Here is a 21,191-nt window from a genome sequence, read left to right as displayed (position 1 = left end):
GAGGGTTGGGGAGGGGTAAGGCCCCGCCCTGCCACCGCAGGCAAACCACCTGACCAGCCAGTGCTGCGATACTGGGCGCCTGGGCTGCACGGGGATTGTGCGCCACCTTCATCCGCTGCCGTTGCGTGAACCACGCGGCGGCGGCCCTGCAGCAGAGCGATCAAACAATGAAGATTCTGGTTACCGGCGGTGGTGGTTTTCTTGGTCAGGCCTTGTGCCGTGGCCTGGTCGAACGCGGCCATCAGGTGCTGAGCTTCAATCGTGGCCATTACCCGTCCCTGCAGGAGATCGGGGTGGGGCAGATCCGTGGCGACCTGGCCGACGCCAACGCCGTGCATCACGCTGCGGCAGGCGTGGATGCGATCTTCCACAATGCCGCCAAGGCCGGTGCCTGGGGCAGCTATGACAGCTACTTCCAGGCCAATGTGGTCGGCACCCGCAACGTTTTGGCGGCGTGCAAGGCGCACGGCATCGGGCGGCTGGTCTATACCTCCACACCCAGCGTCACCCACCGCGCTACCCATCCGGTCGAAGGCCTGGGTGCGGACGAGGTGCCTTATGGCGAGGATTTCCAGGCGCCGTATGCCGCTACCAAGACCATCGCCGAGCAGGAAGTGCTGGCCGCCAACGGCGCCGATCTGGCAACCATCGCTTTGCGCCCGCGCCTGATCTGGGGCCCGGGCGACAATCAGCTGGTGCCGCGGTTGGCCGAGCGCGCCCGTGCCGGCCGGCTGCGCTTTGTCGGTGATGGCAGCAACAAGGTCGACACCACCTTCATCGACAATGCCGCGCAGGCGCACTTCGATGCCTTCGATCACCTGGTGGTGGGCGCCGCCTGTGCCGGCAAGGCCTACTTCATCTCCAACGGCGAGCCGCTGCCGATGCGCGAGCTGCTCAACCGGTTGCTTGCCGCCGTTGGCGCGCCGGCAGTGGAGAAGTCGATCTCGTTCAAGACCGCCTACCGGATCGGCTCGGTCTGCGAAAAGCTGTGGCCATTGCTGCGCCTGTCCGGCGAACCGCCGATGACCCGTTTCCTCGCCGAGCAGCTGTGCACGCCGCATTGGTACTCGATGGAGCCGGCACGGCGCGACTTCGGCTATGTGCCCAGGGTTTCAATCGAGGAAGGCCTGCGGCGCTTGGCAGCGGCAAGCTGAATGCAGGGGCGTGATCATCATGTGGCGCTCACGCACCCATCACCGCCTCACTACCGGCGATTGCCGAGGATGGAACCCTGTTTCCAACCGAGGACCAGCCACATGCTGCATTACGCCGTCGTTTTCTTCGTCATCGCCATCATTGCTGCCGTGCTCGGCTTCAGTGGCATTGCCGGTGCGGCCAGCAATATTGCATGGATCCTGTTCGTCGTATTCCTGATCCTTGCGGTGATCTCGCTGTTCCGCAAGAAAGTCTAGCCATTCGCAAAGCGTGAAATGAAACGGCCCGCATCCTCATCGAGGGTGCGGGCCGTTCCGTTTCTGCGTTGCGTTTGCTCAGGCCGAGGCGCTGATCGAACTGCGCAGGCCCTTGTCGTCAGCGTGGCGTTCCAGCGCCAGCTCGATCAGGCGGGTGATCAGCGCGGTATAGCCCAGCCCGCTGGCGCCCCACAGCTTGGGATACATGCTGATCTTGGTGAAGCCGGGCAGGGTGTTCAATTCGTTGATGACAACCTCGCCGCTGGCGGTGAGGAACACGTCCACTCGCGCCATGCCGATGCAGTCCAGCGCCTGGTAGGCGCGCACCGCGATATCGCGGATGCGCTGCTGCGCGTCGGCGGCGATATCGGCCGGGATCACCGTCTCCGCGCCGCTGGCACTGATGTACTTGGTGTCGTAGGCGTAGAAATCGTCATGTACCACCACCTCGCCGCAGACGCTGGCTTCGGGCACATTGTTGCCCAGTACCGCGCATTCGATCTCGCGGCCGACAATCGCCGACTCCACCAGCACCTTGTGGTCGAAGGACAAGGCCAGCGCCATCGCGGTGGCGAATTCCTCGGCATTGCGCACCTTGCTCACGCCCACCGACGAACCCTGGTTGGCCGGCTTGACGAACAGCGGCAGGCCCAGGGTCGCCACCAGCGCGTCGTAATCGGCGCCCGCAGCGGTGACGTGGTTGAAGCAGGCGAACGGTGCCACCGACAGGCCGGCGTCACGCAACAGGCGCTTGGCCATGTCCTTGTCCATCGCCGCCGCCGCGCCGAGCACGCCGGGGCCAGCGAACGGCAGGTTCAGCGTGCGCAGCAGGCCTTGCAGGGTGCCGTCCTCGCCCAGTGTGCCGTGGACGATGGGGAACACCACGTCCAGCTGCGGTACGTCGCGGCCGTCGGCGGCCAGCAGCTGGCCACGCTCGGCGCCGGGCAGCACCGACAGCACCGGCCCGGAGGTATCCAGCGCGATGCGCTTGGGATCATCGGCGTTGAGCAGGAAGCCGGCGGCATCGCACAGGTGCCACAGGCCCTGCTTGTCCACGCCGATAAGGCTGACGTCGAAACGCTCCTTGTCCAATGCTTCGAGGATGTTCTTCGCCGACTGCAGCGAGACCTCGTGCTCGGCCGAACGACCGCCGAAGATGATGCCAACCCGGGTCTTGCCCATTGCCTGTGTGCTCCTGCCGCTGTGTTTAAGGGGTACGCATAGCATGAACTCAAAGACGGTAATGGGGAATCGCGGATTGGGCGGGTGAAGCCACCGCGCCAGCAGCCAGCGATCGCCACAGCGTGGCGCTCTGTGCAGGGCATTGCTGTCCAGCAAACGTGCGGGCTACATGAACAAAGCCTGTGGCAGTGACGTAGCCCGGCTAAGCGCAGCGCAGCCGGGGCTGTTGGCCGATAGCCTGAAAGAGCGCCATATTCCTGCTCCCGGGTGCGCTGCGCTGACCCGGGCTACGCTGGCGGGGCGGCTGAAACATCGTGCTTGTCAGGCGCCCAATCCCGACCCTCCGGTAGAATGCCCGGCATGCCTGCATCCCCCCTCAAGATGATCAAGCCGCTGGCCGGCCGTGCGCTGGAAGTGGCCTTGAACCGCGCCCTGGCGCTGGACCCGGACACCCGTACCGCGTTGGCCGCGCTCGATGGCCAGCGCATCGCCCTGACCCTGGAGTCGCCATCGCTGGCCATGCAGATCGGCGTTGCCGGTGAGCGCCTGACCGTGGGCCCGGTGGATCCTTCGCTGGAACCGGACCTGGCGGTGCGCAGCACCGTGGGCGGGGTGCTGGCGCAGCTACCGTTCCTTGCCAATACACGCCGCAGCAACAGCGCGCCGGCCGGCCGGGTCAAGGTATCCGGCGATGCCGAACTGGCGCGCCGCCTGCAGCAGCTGGCCACCCGTTTTGATCCGGATTGGCAGCAGCCTTTTGTCAAAGCCTTTGGCGAAATCCTCGGCGTGCAGATCGCACAGACCCTGCGCGCGGCCCTGTTGCAGGCCCGCCGCAGTGCCAAGGATCTGGCCGAGACCGCCGCCGAATACGTTACCGAGGAGTCGCGTGATGTTGTTGCCCGTGCCGAGCTGGACGCCTTCCATGACGATGTGGACGTGATCCGCGATGACGTCGAACGCATGGCCGCGCGCATCGCGCGCTTGCGTCAGCGCGCCGGAGGTGCCGCATGAAGGCCACCCGCGCCATGTTCCGCGCCAGCCGCATCGGCCGGGTGATCCTGCGTTACCGGCTGGACGACCTGCTTGATGGCACCCCGGTTGAACGTTGGCTGGGCATCGCCAAACCGTTCGTGCCGCGTGCCAGTGCCGATATCGCCTCGCAGTCGCGCGGTGCACGGCTGCGCCTGGCGCTGCAGGAACTGGGCCCGATCTTCGTCAAGTTCGGGCAGATCCTGTCGACCCGCCGCGACCTGGTGCCGCCGGATGTCGCCGCCGAGCTGACCCTGCTGCAGGACCGGGTCAAGCCCTTCGATGGTGAACGCGCGCTGCAGATTGTTGAGCAGGCGCTGGGCCTGCCAATCACCGAGGCCTTCGCCAGCTTCGACACCACGCCGCTGGCCTCGGCCTCGATCGCGCAGGTGCACGCGGCCACGCTGGACGATGGCCGCCAGGTAGTGGTCAAGGTGCTGCGCCCGGATATCGAAAAGCAGATTGCCGGTGATATCGCCCTGCTCAAGTCGCTGGCTGCATTGGTCGAGCGCACCCACCCGCGCGCCGACAAGATCCGTCCGCGCGAAGTAGTGGCCGAGATCGAAACCACCCTGGCCGCCGAGTTGGACCTGCAGCGCGAAGGCGCCAACGCCAGCGTGCTGCGCCGCTTCTGGGAAAACTCCGACGATCTGTACGTGCCGGAAGTGATCTGGAGCCACACCGCCGAACGCGCACTGACGCTGGAGCGGGTCTGGGGCATTCCGTCCGACGACATCGTTGCCCTCGACAAGGCCGGCATCAACCGCAAGGCGCTGGCGGCCAAGGGCGTGCGCGTGTTCTACACGCAGGTGTTCCGCGACAACTTCTTCCACGCCGACGCGCATGCCGGCAACATCTGGGTCGACATCGATCCGGCACGCCGCGACAACCCGCGTTTCATCGCGCTGGACTTCGGCATCATGGGCCAGCTGTCGGAAGAGGATCAGTTCTATCTGGCCGAGAACTTCATGGCCATCTTCAACCGTGATTACCGCCGCATCGCCGAGCTGCACCTGCAGGCGCAGTGGATGCCGAACACGGTGCGCATCGATGAGCTGGAAGCCGCCGTGCGTGCGGTCTGCGAGCCGTACTTCACCCGCCCGCTGTCGCAGATTTCGTTGGCCGAAGTGCTGATGAAACTGTTCCGCACCGCCCAACGCTACCAGCTGACCCTGCAGCCGCAGTTGATCCTGCTGCAGAAGACGCTGCTCAACATCGAAGGCGTGGGCCGCCAGCTCGACCCGAACCTGGATATCTGGGAAGTGGCCAAGCCGGTGCTCGAACGCATCCTGCGCGAACGCTACAGCCCGCGCCGCGCGCTGAAGGAACTGCGCAAGCGCCTGCCGGAGATCATGACCCAGGCCCCGGACATGCCAGCGCTGCTGCACAGCTGGCTGCGCCAGCAGGTGGAAGGCAAGCATGAGCTGGCGATGCGTTCGCAGGACATCGTCAATCTGGACGGCACGCTGCAGCGTATGCAGCGGCGCATGGTGACCGCCGTCGCCGGTGCCGGTTTGATGGTGGTTTCGGCCTTGTTGTACGGCCTGCAGGCCGGTGGCCCGCAGTTCGCCGCGATCCCGCTGTGGTCGTGGGTGACCGGTGTGGTTGGTGTGATCGCAGTGGCGTCGGCGTGGTTGCGTCGATGAGTGATGTGATTGAAGAAGTGGCAGCGGCGCCGGTTGTGTTTGAACCGCTGCCGCTGTTGTACGAAGACCAATGGTTGGCGGTGGTCAACAAGCCCGCCGGTTTGATGGTCCACGACAGCAAGCTGGCGCGTGGCGAAGATGATTTCCTGGCCGACCGGTTGCGCGAGCAGTTGGGCAAGCAGATTTTCCTGGTGCACCGGCTGGATCGCGCCACCAGCGGCTGCCTGCTGCTGGCGTTCGATCGTGAAAGCGCCAGCACGCTGGGCAAGACCCTGATGGGCGGCGAGGTGGAGAAGGACTATCTGGCCGTATGCCGCGGCTGGCCGGCTGAGGATGCCTTCACCGTTGATCACGATCTGGATGGCGGCCCCGGCAAGCCGGTCAAGAAGCAGGCCATCACCCACTTCCAGAAGCTGCTGGTGGGCGAGTTGCCGATTCCGTCGGCGGGCTTTCCGACCTCGCGTTATGCGCTGCTGCGCTGCCAGCCGCAGACCGGTCGTTTCCGCCAGATCCGCCGGCATCTCAAGCACATGTTCCACCACATGATCGGCGACACCAGCCACGGCGATGGCCGCCATAACCGCAGCTTCCGCATGCAGGGCGTGCACCGCATGTTGCTGCATGCCGAGCGCCTGGCCTTCCCGCACCCGCAGGACGGCCGCCGCATCGAAGTACGCGCCCCGCTGGACCGCGAGTTCCAGAAGGCAATGGACCTGTTCGGCTGGAAGCTGCCAGGGTGAAGGTAGTGCCGAGCCATGCTCGGCAGAGGCTTTCCCAGAAACCCATCAACACTTGCGGGATTGTGGGAGCGGCGTAAGCCGCGAAGCTCGTAGACTTTCAGATCGCGGGCATGCTGGTGATTCCAACAATGTCAGCTTCGCGGCTTACGCCGCTCCCACAGCGCCCACTGACGGTTCTGCGGTAAGGCCTCTGCCGAGCATGGCTCGGCACTACAGATGCAGATAAAGCCCCTGCCGAGCATGGCTCGGCACTACCGATGCACCCTGTTTGGGATCTGTAGCCCGGGTGTAATGCCGGGCAAGCACAGCCAATGTAGTGCCGAGCCATGCTCGGCAAGAGGCTCTCCCGGCCATCCATCAGGTGTTGTGGGAGCGGTGTAAGCCGCGAAGCTCATAGACCGTCAGATTGCGGGAAGACCGGTGATTCCAACAATGTCAGCTTCGCGGCTTAGGTCGCTCCTACAGGGGCCGGATGGGTTCGCTCGATAAGGCCCCTGCCGAGCATGGCTCGGCACTACATTATTGCTGCGGCTTACTTGGCGGCTTCGCTGCTGATCTTTTCCAGATCCTTCTGCAGGTCTGCCATCAGCGGCGTCATTTTCTGCTGGATGGCGATCATCAGGTTCTGCATCAGCGCCGGGGTCTTGTCGAGCAGGCTTTGGCCTGCCGGGCTCTCGTAGAACTCGGCCATCGCCAATACGTCTTCCTTCGAGAACGACTGCTTGTACAGGTCCACATACATCGGCCGCATCTGCGACCAGGCCAGCGCCTGCCGCAAGGTCTGCGAGGTGCGTTGCTGGATGCGCTGCAAACCCGCCTTCTGTTCCGGGGTCAGCGACTCCTTCTCTGTGATCTGGGCGAACTGCTGGGCCTGCATGGCCTCCATCTGCGGCAGCATCGCGTCGAGCATGCTTTGCGCGCGGGATGCCGCCAGCAAGCGGTTGACGTCGGCATCGGTGGCCGGTGTGGCCCAGGCCGGGGCGATGGCGGCCAATAGCAGGCTGGCAGCCAGCAGCAGGGGGGCAAAACGGGAACGGAGGGATCGGCAGCGCTGCATGGGTCGTCCTTGCGGTTGGCGGGTATTGAGCATAACCGGGGTGGTGACAGGCCCGATGAGGGGGATTCTGGTCGCTATTTCACCGACGCAAGGCTGCCTCGGCTTCCTCAGTAAGCGATCCAAACGATTGTTTTTAATGAAATATTTACATCTTACGACCGGTCGTTAGCATAATTGGATGACAGAAACATTACCGGAACTGCGAAATTTAGAGACTCAGTTCACGTTTTTATCTATGCTTCACGCCAATTATGCAGGACCCAGGGGGGGTACGTGGATTCGCAGCCATGTGCCCGAAACAGTAGGAAGATGCGATGGACAGTTTGACCGAGGGACCGACAGTTCTTGTCGTAGCCAGTGGGGTAGCGATATTCACCTTGCTGCTGGCCAGCGTTCTGTTGGCGATCATTGTGTTCCTGCGTGTGCGTGCTCAACGGCGAGATCGGCGCGATATCCAGGCCCGGCAGTACTGGTCTGAGATTCTGCAGCGCGAACTTGCCGGTGAAACCGTGCAGGTAAATCCGCTGCAGCGCGACGAGGTGATCGGCTTCATCGAAGCCTGGAACGCGCTGTGTGAAACCCTGCCCGATGCCTCGGTACGACGATTGGCCTCGCTCGGCCATCGGGTTGGCTTGGCGCAGGCGGCGCAGCGCATGCTGCGTGGCAGCTACCACGATCGCGCCATGACCATCATCGCGCTGGGCCACCTGCGCGACCGCCACCTGTACGACCAGTTGGCCAAGTTTCTGGATGACCGCAGTCCCATCGTTTCGCTGTGTGCAGCGCGTGCGCTGGCGCAGGTGGATCCGCCGCGTGCGATGGCGGCATTCGTGCCGATGATCGCGCAGCGCGAGGACTGGGTACCCGGCAGCGTTGCGCGCATCCTGGCCGAGAACGTGGATGGCAGCGCCGCCCACGAGATCAGCAATGCCTTGCTGCGCGCCAATGCCGATTCCACCGTCAAGCTGGTGCGGTTCCTGGCCGACATCGATCCGCAGCGTGCAGCGGTGGTGGTGCGGCAGTTGCTGGACGGGCATGTGGATGACCACATCATCTCGGTCTGCCTGCAGCTGATCACCGACCCGCAGGACCGCGAACGGGTGATTGGCTTCCTCACCGCCTCGCGCTGGCATGTGCGCATGCATGCGGCGGCGGCGTTGGGGCGCATCGGCAGCAATGGCGACAGTGTGCGTCTGGAAGCCCTGCTGTCCGACAGCGTGTGGTGGGTGCGTTATCGCACCGCCCAGGCGCTGCTGATCCTGCCCGGCATGGGTGCCGCTGCGCTGCGCGAAGTGCAGTCGCGGCACACCGATGCCTACGGCCGCGACATCATCGAACAAGTGTTGTCCGAGCATGCGTTGAGGAGTTCGGTATGAACGGCTACTGGCAGATGCTGGTGAGCTATGTGCAGCAGATTCCCTGGCTGCGCATCGCCGATTCGATGCAATGGTTTTTCATGATCTATTTCGTCGCGATCAACCTTGCCTACCTCATCCTCAATTACATCTCGGCCTATCAGATCGTGCGCTATATGCGCGAGTACCGGGCCAACTATCTGCCGGCCGGGCTGCGTGAATACCAGCCGCCGGTAAGCATCGTGTTGCCGGCATACAACGAGGAAACCTCGGTGGTGTCGTCGGTGCGCTCGCTGCTGAAGACCAGCTACCCCGAGTTCGAGATCGTGGTGGTCAACGATGGCTCCAGCGACCGCACCCGCGATGCCTTGATCGCCGCGTTCGGGCTGGTGCGGGTGCCCGAGGCCTACCGCACCCGCCTGCAGACCGCGCCGGTGCATGGCGTCTACGCTTCGGCCAGCTACCCGCGCGTGCGCATGGTCGACAAGGGCAACGGCGGCAAGGCCGATGCGATAAATGCCGGCATCAACTGCGTGCGCTACCCCTTGTTCTGTGTGGTCGATGCCGACAGCATCCTGCAGCCGGAAAGCCTGTCGCGGGTAGTGCGGCCGTTCCTGGAGGACAGCCGCGTGGTCGCCAGTGGTGGCGTTGTGCGTGTGCTCAATGGCTGCACCGTGCGCGATGGCATGCTCGACAAGATCGGCCTGCCCAACCGTTGGCTGCCCAGCTTCCAGCTGGTCGAATACCTGCGCGCGTTCCTGTTCGGGCGCATGGGCTGGTCGCCGATGAACGCATTGCTGATCATCTCCGGCGCCTTCGGTGTGTTCTACAAGGAACGGGTGATCGCCATCGGCGGCTACCGCACCGATACCGTCGGCGAAGACATGGATCTGGTGATCCGCCTGCACCGCAACCTGCGCGAGGAGCAGCGCGACTACCGCATAGTGTTCGTGCCCGATCCGGTCTGCTGGACCGAGGCCCCCACCGACCTGGCCTCGCTGCGCAACCAACGCATGCGCTGGCAGCGCGGCCTGGCCGAAAGCCTGTGGACCAATATCGGCATGATGTTCAGTCGGCGCGGTGGTGCGGCCGGCTGGATCGCGTTCCCGTTCATGCTGTTCTTCGAGTTTCTCGGGCCGATGATCGAGGTGGTGGGCTATGTCTCGATGATTGTGCTGGCGCTGTGCGGGCTGGTGCAGCTGGATGTGTTCCTGATCTTCCTGGCCGCGGCGGTGGGCATGGGCATCCTGCTCTCGGTCAACGCGATGCTGCTGGAAGAACTCTCCTTCGGCCTGTACTCGCGGCCAACGCAGCAGCTGCGTCTGTTCCTGGTCGCGATCCTGGAGAACTTCGGCTACCGCCAGTTGAACTCCATCTGGCGTTTCTCCGGCACGCTGAGCTGGATGTTCACGCGGCGCAAGCGGCATAGCTGGGGGCGGATCAGCCGCGATGGCTCCTGGCAGCACAGTCACAAGGAAGACGCGCCGGCGGCATCGTCGTCGGCGGCGGTCAGCGAATCGAGCACTCATCAATGATTTCCAGGAACCGTTCCATGACCCCGTACCGCTCCCTCCGCGCTCCCCGTCATGTACTGGCGCATTGCCTGCTGCTGGCACTGGCGGCTACACCCTTGTTGGCCAGCGCGCAGGAGGCGCCCGATGCCTTGACCGTGCAGCTGACGCAGATCCGCGAGCAATCCGATGCAAACAACCGCGCGGCCACCATCGCACGCTATACCGCGCTGCTGGCCGAGCATCCGGACAATGGCGACGTGCTGCTGGCGCGCGGCCGCACCTATGCCTGGGACGGCCAGTACGCCGCTGCCGAGGCCGATCTGCAGCAGGTGGTGAAAAACAGCCCTACCTATGCCGATGCATGGTCGGCGCTGGGTGATATGTACCGCTGGAGCGACCGCCCGCAGCAGGCCGCCGATGCCTATACGCGCTGGGTGGAGCTGGCCCCGCAGGATCCGGCGGCGCGCATCGCGCGTGGCCGTGAACTGCGTGCGCTGGGGCAGATCGCCGCGGCGCGCGCCGACTTCGACGCTGCCGCCACGCTGGGTGCCGATGCCAAGGAAATCGCCGAACTGCGCACCAGCCTGCTGCCGCGCATGGCCAATCCCGATGCGGTAGCTGCCGACGGCTACCGTTGGGGCGCGAGCGTGGGCTGGGACCACACCCGCTTCAGCGGTGACCGGCAAAGCTGGAACGACAACGACCTGACCCTGCGCCGCTATTTCCCGCGGGGCTCGCTAGGCCTGGAACTGCTGCGCGCCGATCACTTCAATACCGCCGACACCGCCTGGGCACTGGATGGCTACGTGCCGCTGTGGTCGCGGGCCTATGCAAACCTGCGCTACCAGCGTGGTCCGTCCAGTGGCGTGCTGCCGCGGCAGACCTGGCGTGTGGAAGTGTTCCAGGGCGTGGGCAATGGCTGGGAACTGTCGGCCAGCGTCGATCACCTGCGCTTCTCCGATGACACCGAGTTCTATGGCGTCGGCGTCGGCCGCTATGTCGGCAACTGGTACGGCCGCTACAAGCTGCAACACGTGCCCGGCGTTGGTTCGGGCAGCTGGAGCCACCGCGTGCTGCTGCGCAACTATTACAAGGGCGATGCCGACGACTACCTGGAAGTCAGCGTCAGCAGCGGCCGCAGCACCGACCTGGACCGGTTCGGCAGCGTCGTGCGTGACAGCAACGCGGCCATTGGTGTGGCCTGGCGGCACCAGGTCACGCCGAACTGGGGCTTCAAGCTGGGCGCCGGTTATGCCGACGATGATGGCGGCTTTGAAGAACAGCGCCTGTCCGGCTCTATCTATACGCGTTGGTAACGGAGCAGCTGACGATGACATCCACGCATGACGGCGGCGCCTGGGCGCGCTTTTCCTCGGTATTCCCGGTGTTGCTGCTGGCGCAGCTGGTGCTGGTGGCGATGGCGGTGAGCAACGGGGTTGCCGCTGCCGGCGGTGGTTTGCAGGGCGGGGCAATCGCCGGCATCGCCGGTGCGCAGGCGCTGTTGATGCTGCTGCGCACGGTGCCGCTGCTGATGCTGTTGACCATTCCTCTGCTGCTGATCAAGCGGACGCTGCCGCGTGTGATCGCGGTGGGCGTGCTGTGGTCGGTATTCCTGATCGTGCAGGTGATGCTGGACCAGTATTTCCAGGTGGCGCATGTGCCACTGGGCGCGGACCTGTTCGGTTACAGCGTGGCTGAAATCCGCACCACCTTGGCCGATGGCGCGCCGCTGGGCCTGCGCGGCGTGCTGGCGATGGCCCTGCCATTGCTGGTGCTGTGGCTGGGCCTGCTGTGGGTGGCGCGTCGCGACCTGAAAGGTTCGCCGGTGTGGAGCACGGTATTGCTGGTCGTCGCCGGCATCGCCTGGATCCTGCCGCTGCCCACCGGTGCGGTGGCTTTGAAGGATATTGCCTCGCGTGACCTGGCCTGCAACAAGCTGGCCTGGTTCAGTGGTGATGTGTGGCGTTGGTTCAAGGGCGAGGCGGATGTGGCGGCCGCGCCCAGCGCATTGGTGAGCAACGAGCCGGCGCTGGATCCGGAGTTCCCGTTCCTGCGCCAGGAGCAGACGCCCGATACCTTGGGTACCTATTTTTCGCCCACCAGCGATGGCCGCCCACCGAACGTGGTGCTGATCGTGGTGGAAGGCCTGGGCCGCTCGTTCTCCGGCCCACAGGCGCCGCTGGGCAGCTTCACCCCATTCCTCGATGAGCTGGCTGCGCGCAGCCTGTACTTCGACAACTTCCTGGCCAACCAGGGCCGCACCTTTGGCGTGCTGCCGACCCTGATTGGTTCAGCGCCGTTTGCCGACGAGGGCTTCACCGCGCTGGGCGACCGCATGCCGCCGCATCCGGGCCTGTTCAGCGTGCTGCGACAGCAGGGCTACAACACCGCCTTCTACAACGGCACCGATACCAGCTTCGATGACGAACGCGGCTACATGCAGGGCCAGCAGGTGCAGATGCTGGTGGACATGAACAACTTCGGCGAGGGTTATCAGCGCAATCCTTTCAGCGCCTGGGGCTACCCGGACAAGGAACTGGTGTCGCGCGTGCTGGCCGACAACGACACCCTGCAGGCGCCATTCCTGATGGCGATGCAGACCATCTCGATGCATACCAGCTACGAGTTCCCTGACCAGGACGTCTACCGCAAGCAGTTCGAGCAGCGCCTGCAGCAGTTGCAGGTGCCCGAAGCGCAGCGTGCCGGCTACCGCGCCAGCACCGATATCTACAGCACCATCATGTACACCGATGAGCAGCTGCGCCGCTATTTCGCCTCTGTGGAGAAGACGCCCTGGTATGCCAACACCATTTTCGTGGTGACCGGCGACCACCGCCTGCCGGAGATTCCGATGGGCGAGCATGTCGACCGCTATCACGTGCCGCTGATCGTGTTCTCGCCGCTGCTCAAGCAGCCCAAGCGCATCCGCGCGGTGTCCTCGCAGCTGGACGTGACGCCGTCGCTGATGGCGCTGCTGTCCAACACCTATGGTCTCAAGCGGCCTGCGCAGACGGCGTGGCTGGGTACCGGCCTGGATATGGCCGAGACCTTCCGCAACACCCATCAGCTGCCGTTGAAGCAAACCAAGACCAGTGCGCCGGAGTATCTGGCCGAACGCTGGTGGTTGCATGACGGCAAGTTGTACGAGTTGCAGGACGGCATGCATCTGGCCGAAACCGACGACGCCAGCGTGCGTGCCTGGGCGATGCAGCGCCTGCAGCGCTACACCCAGGCCAATGCGATCTTCATGAAGAAGAATGCACTGACGCCGGAAGGCGTGACCCCGAAACTGGTGGCCTATAGCGCACCGGCCGCGGCTGCGACGGCGGCAGCGACCACGGCACCGGTCGCGCACGGCCTGTCGCTGACCTCGGCCGAGCTGGCCACTGTTGCCGATGGCGTGCAGCTGACCGCGGTGTTCAGCAGCGGTGATCCCAAGCCCAGCCGGATGTTCGTGCCGCTGGCGGTGATGTCCGGCGAGGACGGTCGTGAGCTGCAGGAAGTCTATGGCCAGGCCATGCAGCTGCCACCCGGTGGCAGCCAGCAGGTACAGCTGCAGCTGCGCCTGCCGCAGGACTGCGGCGGCCATTGCTATGTATCGGTGTTCCCATCCGATCCCGACACCGGCAAGGCGATTGGGCAGGGCCGCTATCATCTGCAGGTAGATGCCGCCGCAACCGTGGAGAGTGCGCCATGAACCGAGGTTTCCGTCTTGGCCTGTTGGCTGCGTTGTGCCTGTTGCCGATGAGCCATGCAGCCGCCGCCAGCCGTGCGATCTGGACCTGGGAGGCCGAGTCCTACGCGATGATCGAAGACCCGGCGGTGGCCGATGAGGCGGTGGCGTACCTGAAGTCGCAGCGTATCGATACGGTCTATCTGTATGCCGATGCCTTCAAGGACCGCAACCTCATCGTCGAACAGCCGCAGCTGTACCGCGCTTTCATCGAGCGCCTGCACGGCAAGAACATGAAGGTGTACGCACTGCTGGGCTCCTGGTACCTGAGCACGCAGAACTACGTGTTGCCGGAGTACCGCAAACAGGCCGAGGCGATGTTCCGGCGGGTGGTGGAATACAACGCCTCGGTGCCGGCGGCGGCGCGCTTTGATGGTGCCAACCTGGACATCGAGCCGCATATTCTCGACCAATGGGAAGACGACACCCGCGAGGACCTGCTGATCGGCTTCCTCGACATGAGCGCGGCGGTGATGCGCATCAAGCAGGAAAGCGGAGCCACCCTGACCGTGGGCCCGGCGATCCCGTTCTGGCTGGACGGCATCGAAGTGGAATGGAACGGCCGCAGCCGGCCGGTCAGCGAGCACACCATCAACATCTACGACTACGTCGCGCTGATGGATTACCGCGACAAGGCAGAGGGCCGCGACAGCATCCTGTCGCACGCCGCCAGCGAGATCGCCTATGCCAACGAGGTTGGCAAGAAGGTGGTGATCGGCCTGGAAGTCTCTTCCAATGACATCAACAAGGTCACCTTCGACGAGGAAGGGCCGAAGGTGTTCGAGCAGGAAGTCCGCAAGGTGGAACGCGCACTGCGCAATGAGCCTTCATTTGATGGCTTTGCGATCCACCACTACCGCGCCTACCGGCGTTGGGCAGGGCGTTACTGGGAGTGAATGAAACCCCCTCTCCTTTGCGTAGCGAAGGGGAGGGCGGATGGCTGCAGGCTGCAGGGCCCGCGCGGCGCCTGCTTTGCCCCCTCCCTCTACGCAGCAAAGGGGAGGGTTGGGGAGGGGGGCTTTTGAGGCTTCAACACCGCAGCAAAATCCAGCTTGCAAGAATCCGTAGTAGTCACCTCTGCTGGTACTCCGGATCAATCGCGAAAAGCACCCCTCCCCAACCCTCCCCTGCGCTATGCGCAAGGGAGGGGGCAGATGGCTGCAGGCTGCAAGGTCCGCGGTGGCCCGTGCTTTGCCCCCTCCCTTTTGCGCAGCAAAGGGGAGGGCTGGGGAGGGGTGCTTTTGAAGCTCCAACGCCTAGGGAAAATGCAGCGCCGTAGCCCGGGTAAGCGCAGCGCACCCGGGGTCCAGAAATGGCATGGTCTTCCCGAAGGTGCGCCAACCACCCCGGGTGCGCTGCGCTTACCCGGGCTACGTTCATGCCTCACCCCCCGCACCACCGTGTCATCCCGCGCTACGCGCAAGGAAGCGACCAAAACGCTGCGCTCCAGGGGAGGGGCTAAAACTGCCGCAGCCCGTACAATGCGCCGATGGCGACGGAACAGATTGAAATCTCGGAACGATTGGCGATACCGGAAACGGAGATCGTCGAGCGCTTCGTGCGTGCGTCCGGCGCCGGTGGGCAGAACGTCAACAAGGTCTCCACTGCGGTGGAACTGCGTTTCGATATCGCCGGCTCGCCGTCCCTGCCCGAGCCGCTGCGCGAACGTCTGCTGGCCCGCCGCGACCGCCGGGTGACCAGCGAGGGCGTGCTGGTGATTGACGCACAACGCTTCCGCACCCAGGACCGCAACCGCCAGGACGCGCGTGAGCGGCTGGCCAGCTTCATCCAGGCCAGCCTCAGCGTGCCCAAGCCGCGGGTCGCGACCAAACCTTCCTACGGCTCCAAGCTGCGCCGTCTGGACCAGAAAAAAGAACGCGCGCAGGTCAAGCGCGGCCGTTCAACACGTAATTGGGAGTAGTGCTTGAGCAACACGCCGCCGACCGTTCCGGTTATCCCTGCCGCCATGCCACAGCGCAAGAATGCCGCCTTCAGCCGTTGGCTGGGGCGCAGCATCCTGCGCCTGGGTGGCTGGCATATCCGTGGGCCGATCCCGGACCTGGCCAAGGCGGTGGTGATCGCCGCGCCGCATTCGTCCAACTGGGACGGCCTGTGGGGGCTGGCGGCAAAGATGGCGCTGGGCCTGGAGGCGCGCATCCTTGGCAAGGACAAGCTGTTCTGGTGGCCGCTGAGTGTGCTGCTGCGCCGGCTTGGCGTGGTGCCGCTGGACCGCAGTTCGCCGCAGGGTACGGTGGGCCAGGCGGTGGCGATGATCCGCGACAGCGAGCAGGTCTGGTACGCGCTGGCGCCGGAGGGCACGCGCAAGCAGGTGACTGAATGGAAGGGCGGTTTCCTGAAGATCGCCCGCATGGCCGATGTGCCGGTCATCCCTGCGTATTTCCACTACCCGGAACGGGTGATCGGCTTCGGCCCGGTGTTCCATACCAGCGGTGACGATGTGGCTGACATGGCCGCCATCCGCCAGTGGTACCGGCAGTGGCAGGGCAAGAACCACAGCTCCAGCTGAGCCGCTGCCGACACATCCGGCGCCGGCCGGCGCCACCATCGGCACATGTCGCCGGGGCTGGATCGGAGTAGGGTGAAAGGCTGTTCGAAGCCCGTTCCCAAGGAGCCGTTTCATGTCGCGTACCGTTGTTCTGGCCGCCGCCATCAGCCTTGCGCTGGCCGCCTGTTCTGGCAAGGAGTCCACTGCCCCCGTGACCGCCAATGCCCCCGCGCCGGCCGCCAATCCGGCCGATGCTTCCACCAACCCCTTCATGAGCGTCAGCACGCTGCCGTTCCAGGCGCCGGCCTTCGACAAGATCAAGGACAGCGACTACCTGCCGGCCTTCGAGGAAGGCATGCGCCAGCAGCTGGCGGAGATCAAGCAGATCACCGACAACACCCAGCCGGCCACCTTCGACAACACCTTGCTGCCGATGGAAAAATCCGGCGCCATCCTGGACCGCGTCAGCCGCGTGTTCTTCAGCGTGGTGCAGGCCGATACCAATCCGGAGCGGCAGAAGATCCAGGAAGACGTGGTGCCCAAGCTGGCCGCGCATGGCGATGCCATCCACCTGGATGCCAAGCTGTTCGAGCGTATCAAGAGCATCTATGACGGCCGCGCCGAAGCCGGCCTGGACCCCGAGCAGCTGCGTGTGGTCGAGGAAACCTACAAGGGCTTCGTCAAATCCGGCGCCGAGCTCAGCGATACCGACAAGGAAACGCTGAAGCAGTACAACGCCGAGGAAGCCACCCTCGCCAATGACTTCCACAACAAGCTGGTTGCGGCCACCGCCGCCGGTGCGGTGGTCATCGACGACAAGGCGCAGCTGGCTGGCCTGTCCGATGGCGATATTGCCGCCGCCGAAGATGCCGCCAAGGGCCGCAAGCTGGATGGCAAGTGGGTGCTGAGCCTGCAGAACACCACCCAGCAGCCGGTGCTCGGCTCGCTGCAGGACCGCGACGTGCGCGCCAAGGTGCTGCAGGCCTCGGAAACCCGCACCGAGCACGGCGACGCCAACGACACCCGCAAGATCATCCAGCGCCTGGCCCAGCTGCGCGCGGCCAAGGCCAAGCTGCTTGGCTTCCCCAACTTCGCCGCCTACAACCTGACCGACCAGATGGCGCAGACGCCGGAGCACGCGCTCAAGCTGCTGACCGACACCGTGCCGGCGGCAACCGCCAAGGCGCGTGGCGAGCTGGCTGAAATCCAGAAGGTGATCGATGCACAGAAGGGTGGCTTCAAGGCCACCGCATCGGATTGGGACTTCTACGCCGAGCAGGTGCGCAAGGCCAAGTACGACCTGGACGAAGCGCAGATCAAGCCCTACTTCGAGCTGGACAGCGTGCTGCAGAACGGCGTCTTCTACGCCGCCAACCAGCTCTACGGCCTGACCTTCAAGGAGCGCAAGGACCTGCCGGTCTACCACCCGGACGTGCGCGTGTTTGAAGTCACCGATGCCAACGGCCAGCCGCTGGCGCTGTTCTATGCCGATTTCTACAAGCGTGACAGCAAGTCCGGCGGCGCCTGGATGGACGTGTTCGTCGAGCAGGACGGCCTGACCGGCACCAAGCCGGTGGTCTACAACGTCAGCAACTTCACCAAGCCCGCCGCCGGCCAGCCCGCGTTGCTGAGCTGGGACGACGTGACCACCATGTTCCACGAGTTCGGCCACGCCCTGCACGGCATGTTCTCCAACACCAAGTACCCCAGCGTGGCCGGCACCGGCGTGCCGCGTGACTTCGTCGAGTTCCCGTCGCAGTTCAACGAGCACTGGGCCTCGGATCCGAAGGTGTTTGCCAACTATGCCAAGCACTACCAGACCAAGGCAGCGATGCCGCAGGAGCTGGTGGACAAGATCGCCAAGGCCAAGACCTTCAACCAGGGCTATATGACCACCGAGTACCTGTCGGCGGCGCTGCTGGACCTGGCCTGGCATACGCAGGGCGCCGACGCACCGCTGCAGGACGTGGACAAGTTCGAAGCCGACGCACTCAAGCGCTACAAGGTGGACCTGGCACAGGTGCCGCCGCGTTACCGCAGCAGCTACTTCGACCACATCTGGGGCGGCGGTTATTCGGCCGGTTATTACGCCTATTTTTGGGCGGAAATGATCGACCACGACGCCTTTGAGTGGTTCAAGGAGAACGGCGGCCTTACCCGTGAAAACGGCCAGGTGTTCCGCGACAAGATCCTGTCGATCGGCAATACCCGCGACCTGGCAACGGCCTACCGCGATTTCCGCGGCAAGGACCCGAGCGTCGAGCCGCTGCTGCATAACCGCGGCTTGAAATAAGCCGGCTTGGAACAAGCGTTCGGTAACCTGAGCGTGTGAAACGACGAACGGCAGGGGAAACCCTGCCGTTCGTGTTTGTGCTTGTTGTGCTACAGCCGCAGCGCGATGGGCAAGTTACTCGCAGCGCACCGCGGTGATCACATTGTTGGCGTCGACGAACACGCGCAGGCGGTCCTTGCGGATATCACGCGAAACAATGGTGGTCGGGCTGATCGGGTTGAGCAGGCCGGCGCCGCTTTCTTTCTTGAGCCGGCGCACGGTGGCTTCATCGTTGACCGTGCCCACCGCCCATTGCAGCGAGGCGTCGCTGCACAGGCCAAAGTTCGGATCGGTATTGGCGACCGGCGGGGCGCTCACGCAGGCGCTCAGGGCGGTGGCCAGCAGGCCGCCGACCAGCAACGGGCGCAGCGCTGCGGCAGTGTGATGCAGTGTGATTGCAGGCATGGGGCGGATCCTCCATTCAAATATGCGCTGAGCATAGCAGCGGCCTGTCACCGGATATTTGTTTTTTTGGAATGCCAACTGCGTCGAAGCTGAAAAATGAATAGCTGTTAGGATCATTCTGATTGCATTACTGATCTGACCCCGCCAAGGAAGCTCACCCATGAAATCAGCCAAGCGATCCCTTATTGCCGCCTGTGCCACCTTGCTGGTCGGCATGGCAGGCCTGCAACACGATGCCGATGCCTGCACCCGTTTCGTCTACCACGGCGCCGGCAATGAAATCTTCACCGGCCGCTCGATGGACTACAAGATCGACACCGGCACCCACCTGTGGATGTTCCCGCGCGGCATGCCGCGCACCGGCGAGACCGGCCCGGACACGCTGAAGTGGACCTCGCGCTACGGCAGCGTCATCGCCAGCGCCTACGACATCGCCACCACCGACGGCATGAACGAGGCCGGCCTGGTCGCCAACCTGCTGTGGCTGGCCGAGTCCGAATACCCCGAGCGCAACAGCGGCAAGCCCGGCCTGAGCATCTCGGTGTGGACGCAGTACATGCTCGACAACTTCTCCACCGTCGAGGAAGCGGTAAAGGTGCTGAGCGCCGAGCCCTTCACCCTGGTCAGCGATGCTGCGCCCGGCGAGCAACGCCTGGCCACGCTGCACCTGTCGCTGTCCGATGCCAGCGGCGACAGCGCCATCATCGAGTACATCAAGGGCAAGCAGGTCATCCATCACAGCCGCGACTACAAGGTGATGACCAACTCGCCGATCTTCGAAGAGCAGCTGGCACTGGAAAGCTATTGGCGCCAGATCGGTGGCACGGTGATGTTGCCGGGCACCAACCGCGCAGCGGATCGCTTCGCCCGCGCCGCGTTCTATATCGACGCCATTCCCAAGTCGAGCGACCCGGTGGAATCCACCGCCAGCGTGTTCGGCGTGATCCGCAACGTCTCGGTGCCGTACGGCATCACCACCCCGGACCAGCCCAATATCTCCTCCACCCGCTGGCGTACGGTGTCCGACCAGTCGCGCATGCGCTACTACTTCGAGTCAGCGCTGGCGACCAATGTGTTCTGGGTGGACCTGAAGAAGATCGACTTCAGCGAGAACGGCGGCAAGGTCAAGCGCCTGGACCTGGGCCCGCAGCAGCGCACCATCTATTCGGGTGAAGCCAACGCCCAGTTCAAGGAAACCAAGCCGTTCCGTTTCCTCGGCGTGTAACGCACACCCTGCGTGCCCGGGCAAGCCGGGCACGCGACATCCGGAGCTTCAATGAAAACCCGATTCAACCTCAAGCGGCCGTGTTTGCCGCTGCTGTTGCTGGCGATGAGCGGCATTCCGCTTGCACACGCGCAGGGCAACAGCAATGACGACAGCAATGACGACAGCTGGCGTTTCCAGGCCACGCCCTATGTGTGGATGAGCGGCATGGAAGGCCAGGTAAGGCCGTTCCGTGCTGCACCGATGGCCGACGTGGACAAGTCCTTTTCCGAGTTGATGGACAGCCTGGACGCGGCCGCCTTCATCACCGGCACCGCGCGCCGTGGCGACTTCGTGCTGCAGGCCGATTTCACCCATGCATCGACCTCGGATTCGACGCCGCTGCCGATGGGTCTGGCAGCGAAGGTGAAAGTGCGCCAGACCTCGGTGACTGCGACGGCGGGTTACGCCTGGATGGCCACCGAGCGCACCGGCATCGATCTGCTGGCCGGTGTTCGCTATTGGGACATCAGCGCCGCGGTGAACGTACCGGGGCTGGTATCGGCGCGTTCGGATTCCTCCTTCGTCGACCCGATTGCCGGCGTGCGCTGGCGGCAGGCGCTGACGCCGCGCTGGAGCAGCATTGCCTACGTGGACGTAGGCGGTTTTGGTGTGGGCTCGGATTCCACCTGGCAGCTGTTGGCCTTGGCCAACTACCAGGCCACCGACAAGCTGTTCGTCTCGATGGGCTACCGCCACCAGAGCCTGGATTACCGCGACAACGGCAAGCGCCTGGACGTGTCCCTGTCCGGCCCGATGCTGGGCGTGACCTACCAGTTCGGCGCAGCGCGATAAGGCCCAAAGCCTGAAAGCCCCTCTCCCTGCGGGAGAGGGGTTGGGGAGAGGGTAGGGGGCGAAGCCCTCCGCAATGATCGTCGCAGGTGCTCCGCACCAACCCTCATCCGCCCTCCGGGCACCTTCTCCCGAGGGGAGAAGGGAAGCGCTAGAAGCCCCTCTCCCCGCGGGAGAGGGGTTGGGGAGAGGTTAGGGGGCGAAGCCCTCATCCGCCCTCCGGG

General features: G+C 64.4%; 18 protein-coding genes. 15 read left to right on the top strand and 3 right to left on the bottom strand.

The genetic code is table 11. From position 1 onward, the window contains the following. Positions 1–167 precede the first annotated feature (167 nt). Positions 168–1,154, top strand: a complete 987-nt coding sequence (oleD, locus tag ABB27_RS17815) for a 2-alkyl-3-oxoalkanoate reductase (protein WP_057630450.1) — start codon at positions 168–170, stop codon at positions 1,152–1,154. Positions 1,155–1,256: 102 nt separating this feature from the next. Beyond that, positions 1,257–1,412 (top strand): DUF1328 domain-containing protein, encoded by a 156-nt coding sequence (locus ABB27_RS19465; protein WP_083468499.1) that lies wholly within the window; start codon positions 1,257–1,259, stop codon positions 1,410–1,412. Between the two features lie 78 nt (positions 1,413–1,490). On the opposite strand, the gene ddlA is transcribed toward ABB27_RS19465, so the two are convergent. Beyond that, on the bottom strand, positions 1,491–2,594 hold the full coding sequence (gene ddlA / locus ABB27_RS17810) for a D-alanine--D-alanine ligase (protein WP_057630444.1): 1,104 nt from the start codon (positions 2,592–2,594) through the stop codon (positions 1,491–1,493). Between the two features lie 360 nt (positions 2,595–2,954). Between ddlA and ABB27_RS17805 the strand changes: the two genes are divergently transcribed. Genes ABB27_RS17805 through ABB27_RS17795 form a run of 3 tightly spaced genes read left to right on the top strand, consistent with a single transcriptional unit; the run spans position 2,955 to position 6,009 of the window. Beyond that, positions 2,955–3,605 (top strand): ubiquinone biosynthesis accessory factor UbiJ, encoded by a 651-nt coding sequence (locus ABB27_RS17805; RefSeq protein WP_057630448.1) that lies wholly within the window; start codon positions 2,955–2,957, stop codon positions 3,603–3,605. Beyond that, positions 3,602–5,269 (top strand): ubiquinone biosynthesis regulatory protein kinase UbiB, encoded by a 1,668-nt coding sequence (gene ubiB / locus ABB27_RS17800; RefSeq protein WP_057630443.1) that lies wholly within the window; start codon positions 3,602–3,604, stop codon positions 5,267–5,269. Before ABB27_RS17805 ends, ubiB begins: the two co-directional genes overlap by 4 nt. Beyond that, positions 5,266–6,009 carry a pseudouridine synthase gene (locus ABB27_RS17795; protein WP_057630441.1) on the top strand — a complete coding sequence of 248 codons (744 nt, stop codon included), beginning with the start codon at positions 5,266–5,268 and terminating at the stop codon, positions 6,007–6,009. Before ubiB ends, ABB27_RS17795 begins: the two co-directional genes overlap by 4 nt. Before the next feature lie 532 nt (positions 6,010–6,541). Here the strand turns inward: ABB27_RS17795 and ABB27_RS17790 are convergent. Then, complete coding sequence (locus ABB27_RS17790) at positions 6,542–7,066, bottom strand: DUF2059 domain-containing protein (protein ID WP_057630439.1); 525 nt, start codon at positions 7,064–7,066, stop codon at positions 6,542–6,544. Between the two features lie 314 nt (positions 7,067–7,380). On the opposite strand from ABB27_RS17790, the gene ABB27_RS17785 reads away from it, so the two are divergent. The 8 genes from ABB27_RS17785 (at position 7,381) to dcp (ending at position 18,467) form a co-directional block, all read left to right on the top strand. Next, positions 7,381–8,442, top strand: a complete 1,062-nt coding sequence (locus ABB27_RS17785; RefSeq protein WP_152984667.1) for a HEAT repeat domain-containing protein — start codon at positions 7,381–7,383, stop codon at positions 8,440–8,442. Next, positions 8,439–9,956 carry a glycosyltransferase family 2 protein gene (locus tag ABB27_RS17780; RefSeq protein WP_083491373.1) on the top strand — a complete coding sequence of 506 codons (1,518 nt, stop codon included), beginning with the start codon at positions 8,439–8,441 and terminating at the stop codon, positions 9,954–9,956. The genes ABB27_RS17785 and ABB27_RS17780 overlap by 4 nt, the downstream gene beginning before the upstream one ends. A gap of 17 nt (positions 9,957–9,973) precedes the next feature. Beyond that, positions 9,974–11,251: a YaiO family outer membrane beta-barrel protein gene (locus tag ABB27_RS17775; protein ID WP_057630435.1), complete on the top strand. Its 1,278-nt coding sequence runs from the start codon at positions 9,974–9,976 to the stop codon at positions 11,249–11,251. Between the two features lie 14 nt (positions 11,252–11,265). Beyond that, complete coding sequence (locus tag ABB27_RS17770) at positions 11,266–13,632, top strand: LTA synthase family protein (protein WP_152984666.1); 2,367 nt, start codon at positions 11,266–11,268, stop codon at positions 13,630–13,632. Next, positions 13,629–14,564, top strand: coding sequence for a hypothetical protein (locus ABB27_RS17765; protein ID WP_057630431.1), 936 nt, complete (start codon positions 13,629–13,631; stop codon positions 14,562–14,564). The genes ABB27_RS17770 and ABB27_RS17765 overlap by 4 nt, the downstream gene beginning before the upstream one ends. A gap of 593 nt (positions 14,565–15,157) precedes the next feature. Further along, entirely contained in the window at positions 15,158–15,589 is a 432-nt protein-coding gene (gene arfB / locus ABB27_RS17760) for an alternative ribosome rescue aminoacyl-tRNA hydrolase ArfB (protein WP_057630429.1), read from the top strand. A 3-nt stretch (positions 15,590–15,592) separates the two neighbouring features. Next, entirely contained in the window at positions 15,593–16,195 is a 603-nt protein-coding gene (locus tag ABB27_RS17755; protein ID WP_057630427.1) for a lysophospholipid acyltransferase family protein, read from the top strand. Between the two features lie 112 nt (positions 16,196–16,307). After that, complete coding sequence (gene dcp, locus ABB27_RS17750; RefSeq protein WP_057630425.1) at positions 16,308–18,467, top strand: peptidyl-dipeptidase Dcp; 2,160 nt, start codon at positions 16,308–16,310, stop codon at positions 18,465–18,467. 114 nt (positions 18,468–18,581) lie between these two features. On the opposite strand, the gene ABB27_RS17745 is transcribed toward dcp, so the two are convergent. Next, the gene (locus ABB27_RS17745) at positions 18,582–18,911 is read right to left on the bottom strand and encodes a hypothetical protein (RefSeq protein ID WP_057630423.1); all 330 of its coding nucleotides are present in this window, start codon (positions 18,909–18,911) and stop codon (positions 18,582–18,584) included. A 160-nt stretch (positions 18,912–19,071) separates the two neighbouring features. Here ABB27_RS17745 and ABB27_RS17740 point away from each other — a divergent pair, with 160 nt between their 5' ends. Both ABB27_RS17740 and ABB27_RS17735 read left to right on the top strand, forming a co-directional pair. Then, positions 19,072–20,136: a linear amide C-N hydrolase gene (locus tag ABB27_RS17740; protein WP_057630420.1), complete on the top strand. Its 1,065-nt coding sequence runs from the start codon at positions 19,072–19,074 to the stop codon at positions 20,134–20,136. A gap of 51 nt (positions 20,137–20,187) precedes the next feature. After that, on the top strand, positions 20,188–20,970 hold the full coding sequence (locus ABB27_RS17735) for a porin family protein (RefSeq protein ID WP_057630418.1): 783 nt from the start codon (positions 20,188–20,190) through the stop codon (positions 20,968–20,970). Positions 20,971–21,191 lie beyond the last annotated feature (221 nt).

The sequence above is a fragment of the Stenotrophomonas terrae genome, from assembly GCF_001431465.1.
Classification (GTDB): Bacteria; Pseudomonadota; Gammaproteobacteria; order Xanthomonadales; family Xanthomonadaceae; genus Stenotrophomonas; species Stenotrophomonas terrae.
Note: the sequence above shows the minus strand (reverse complement) of the source record. Positions and strands in the feature narration are given on the sequence as shown.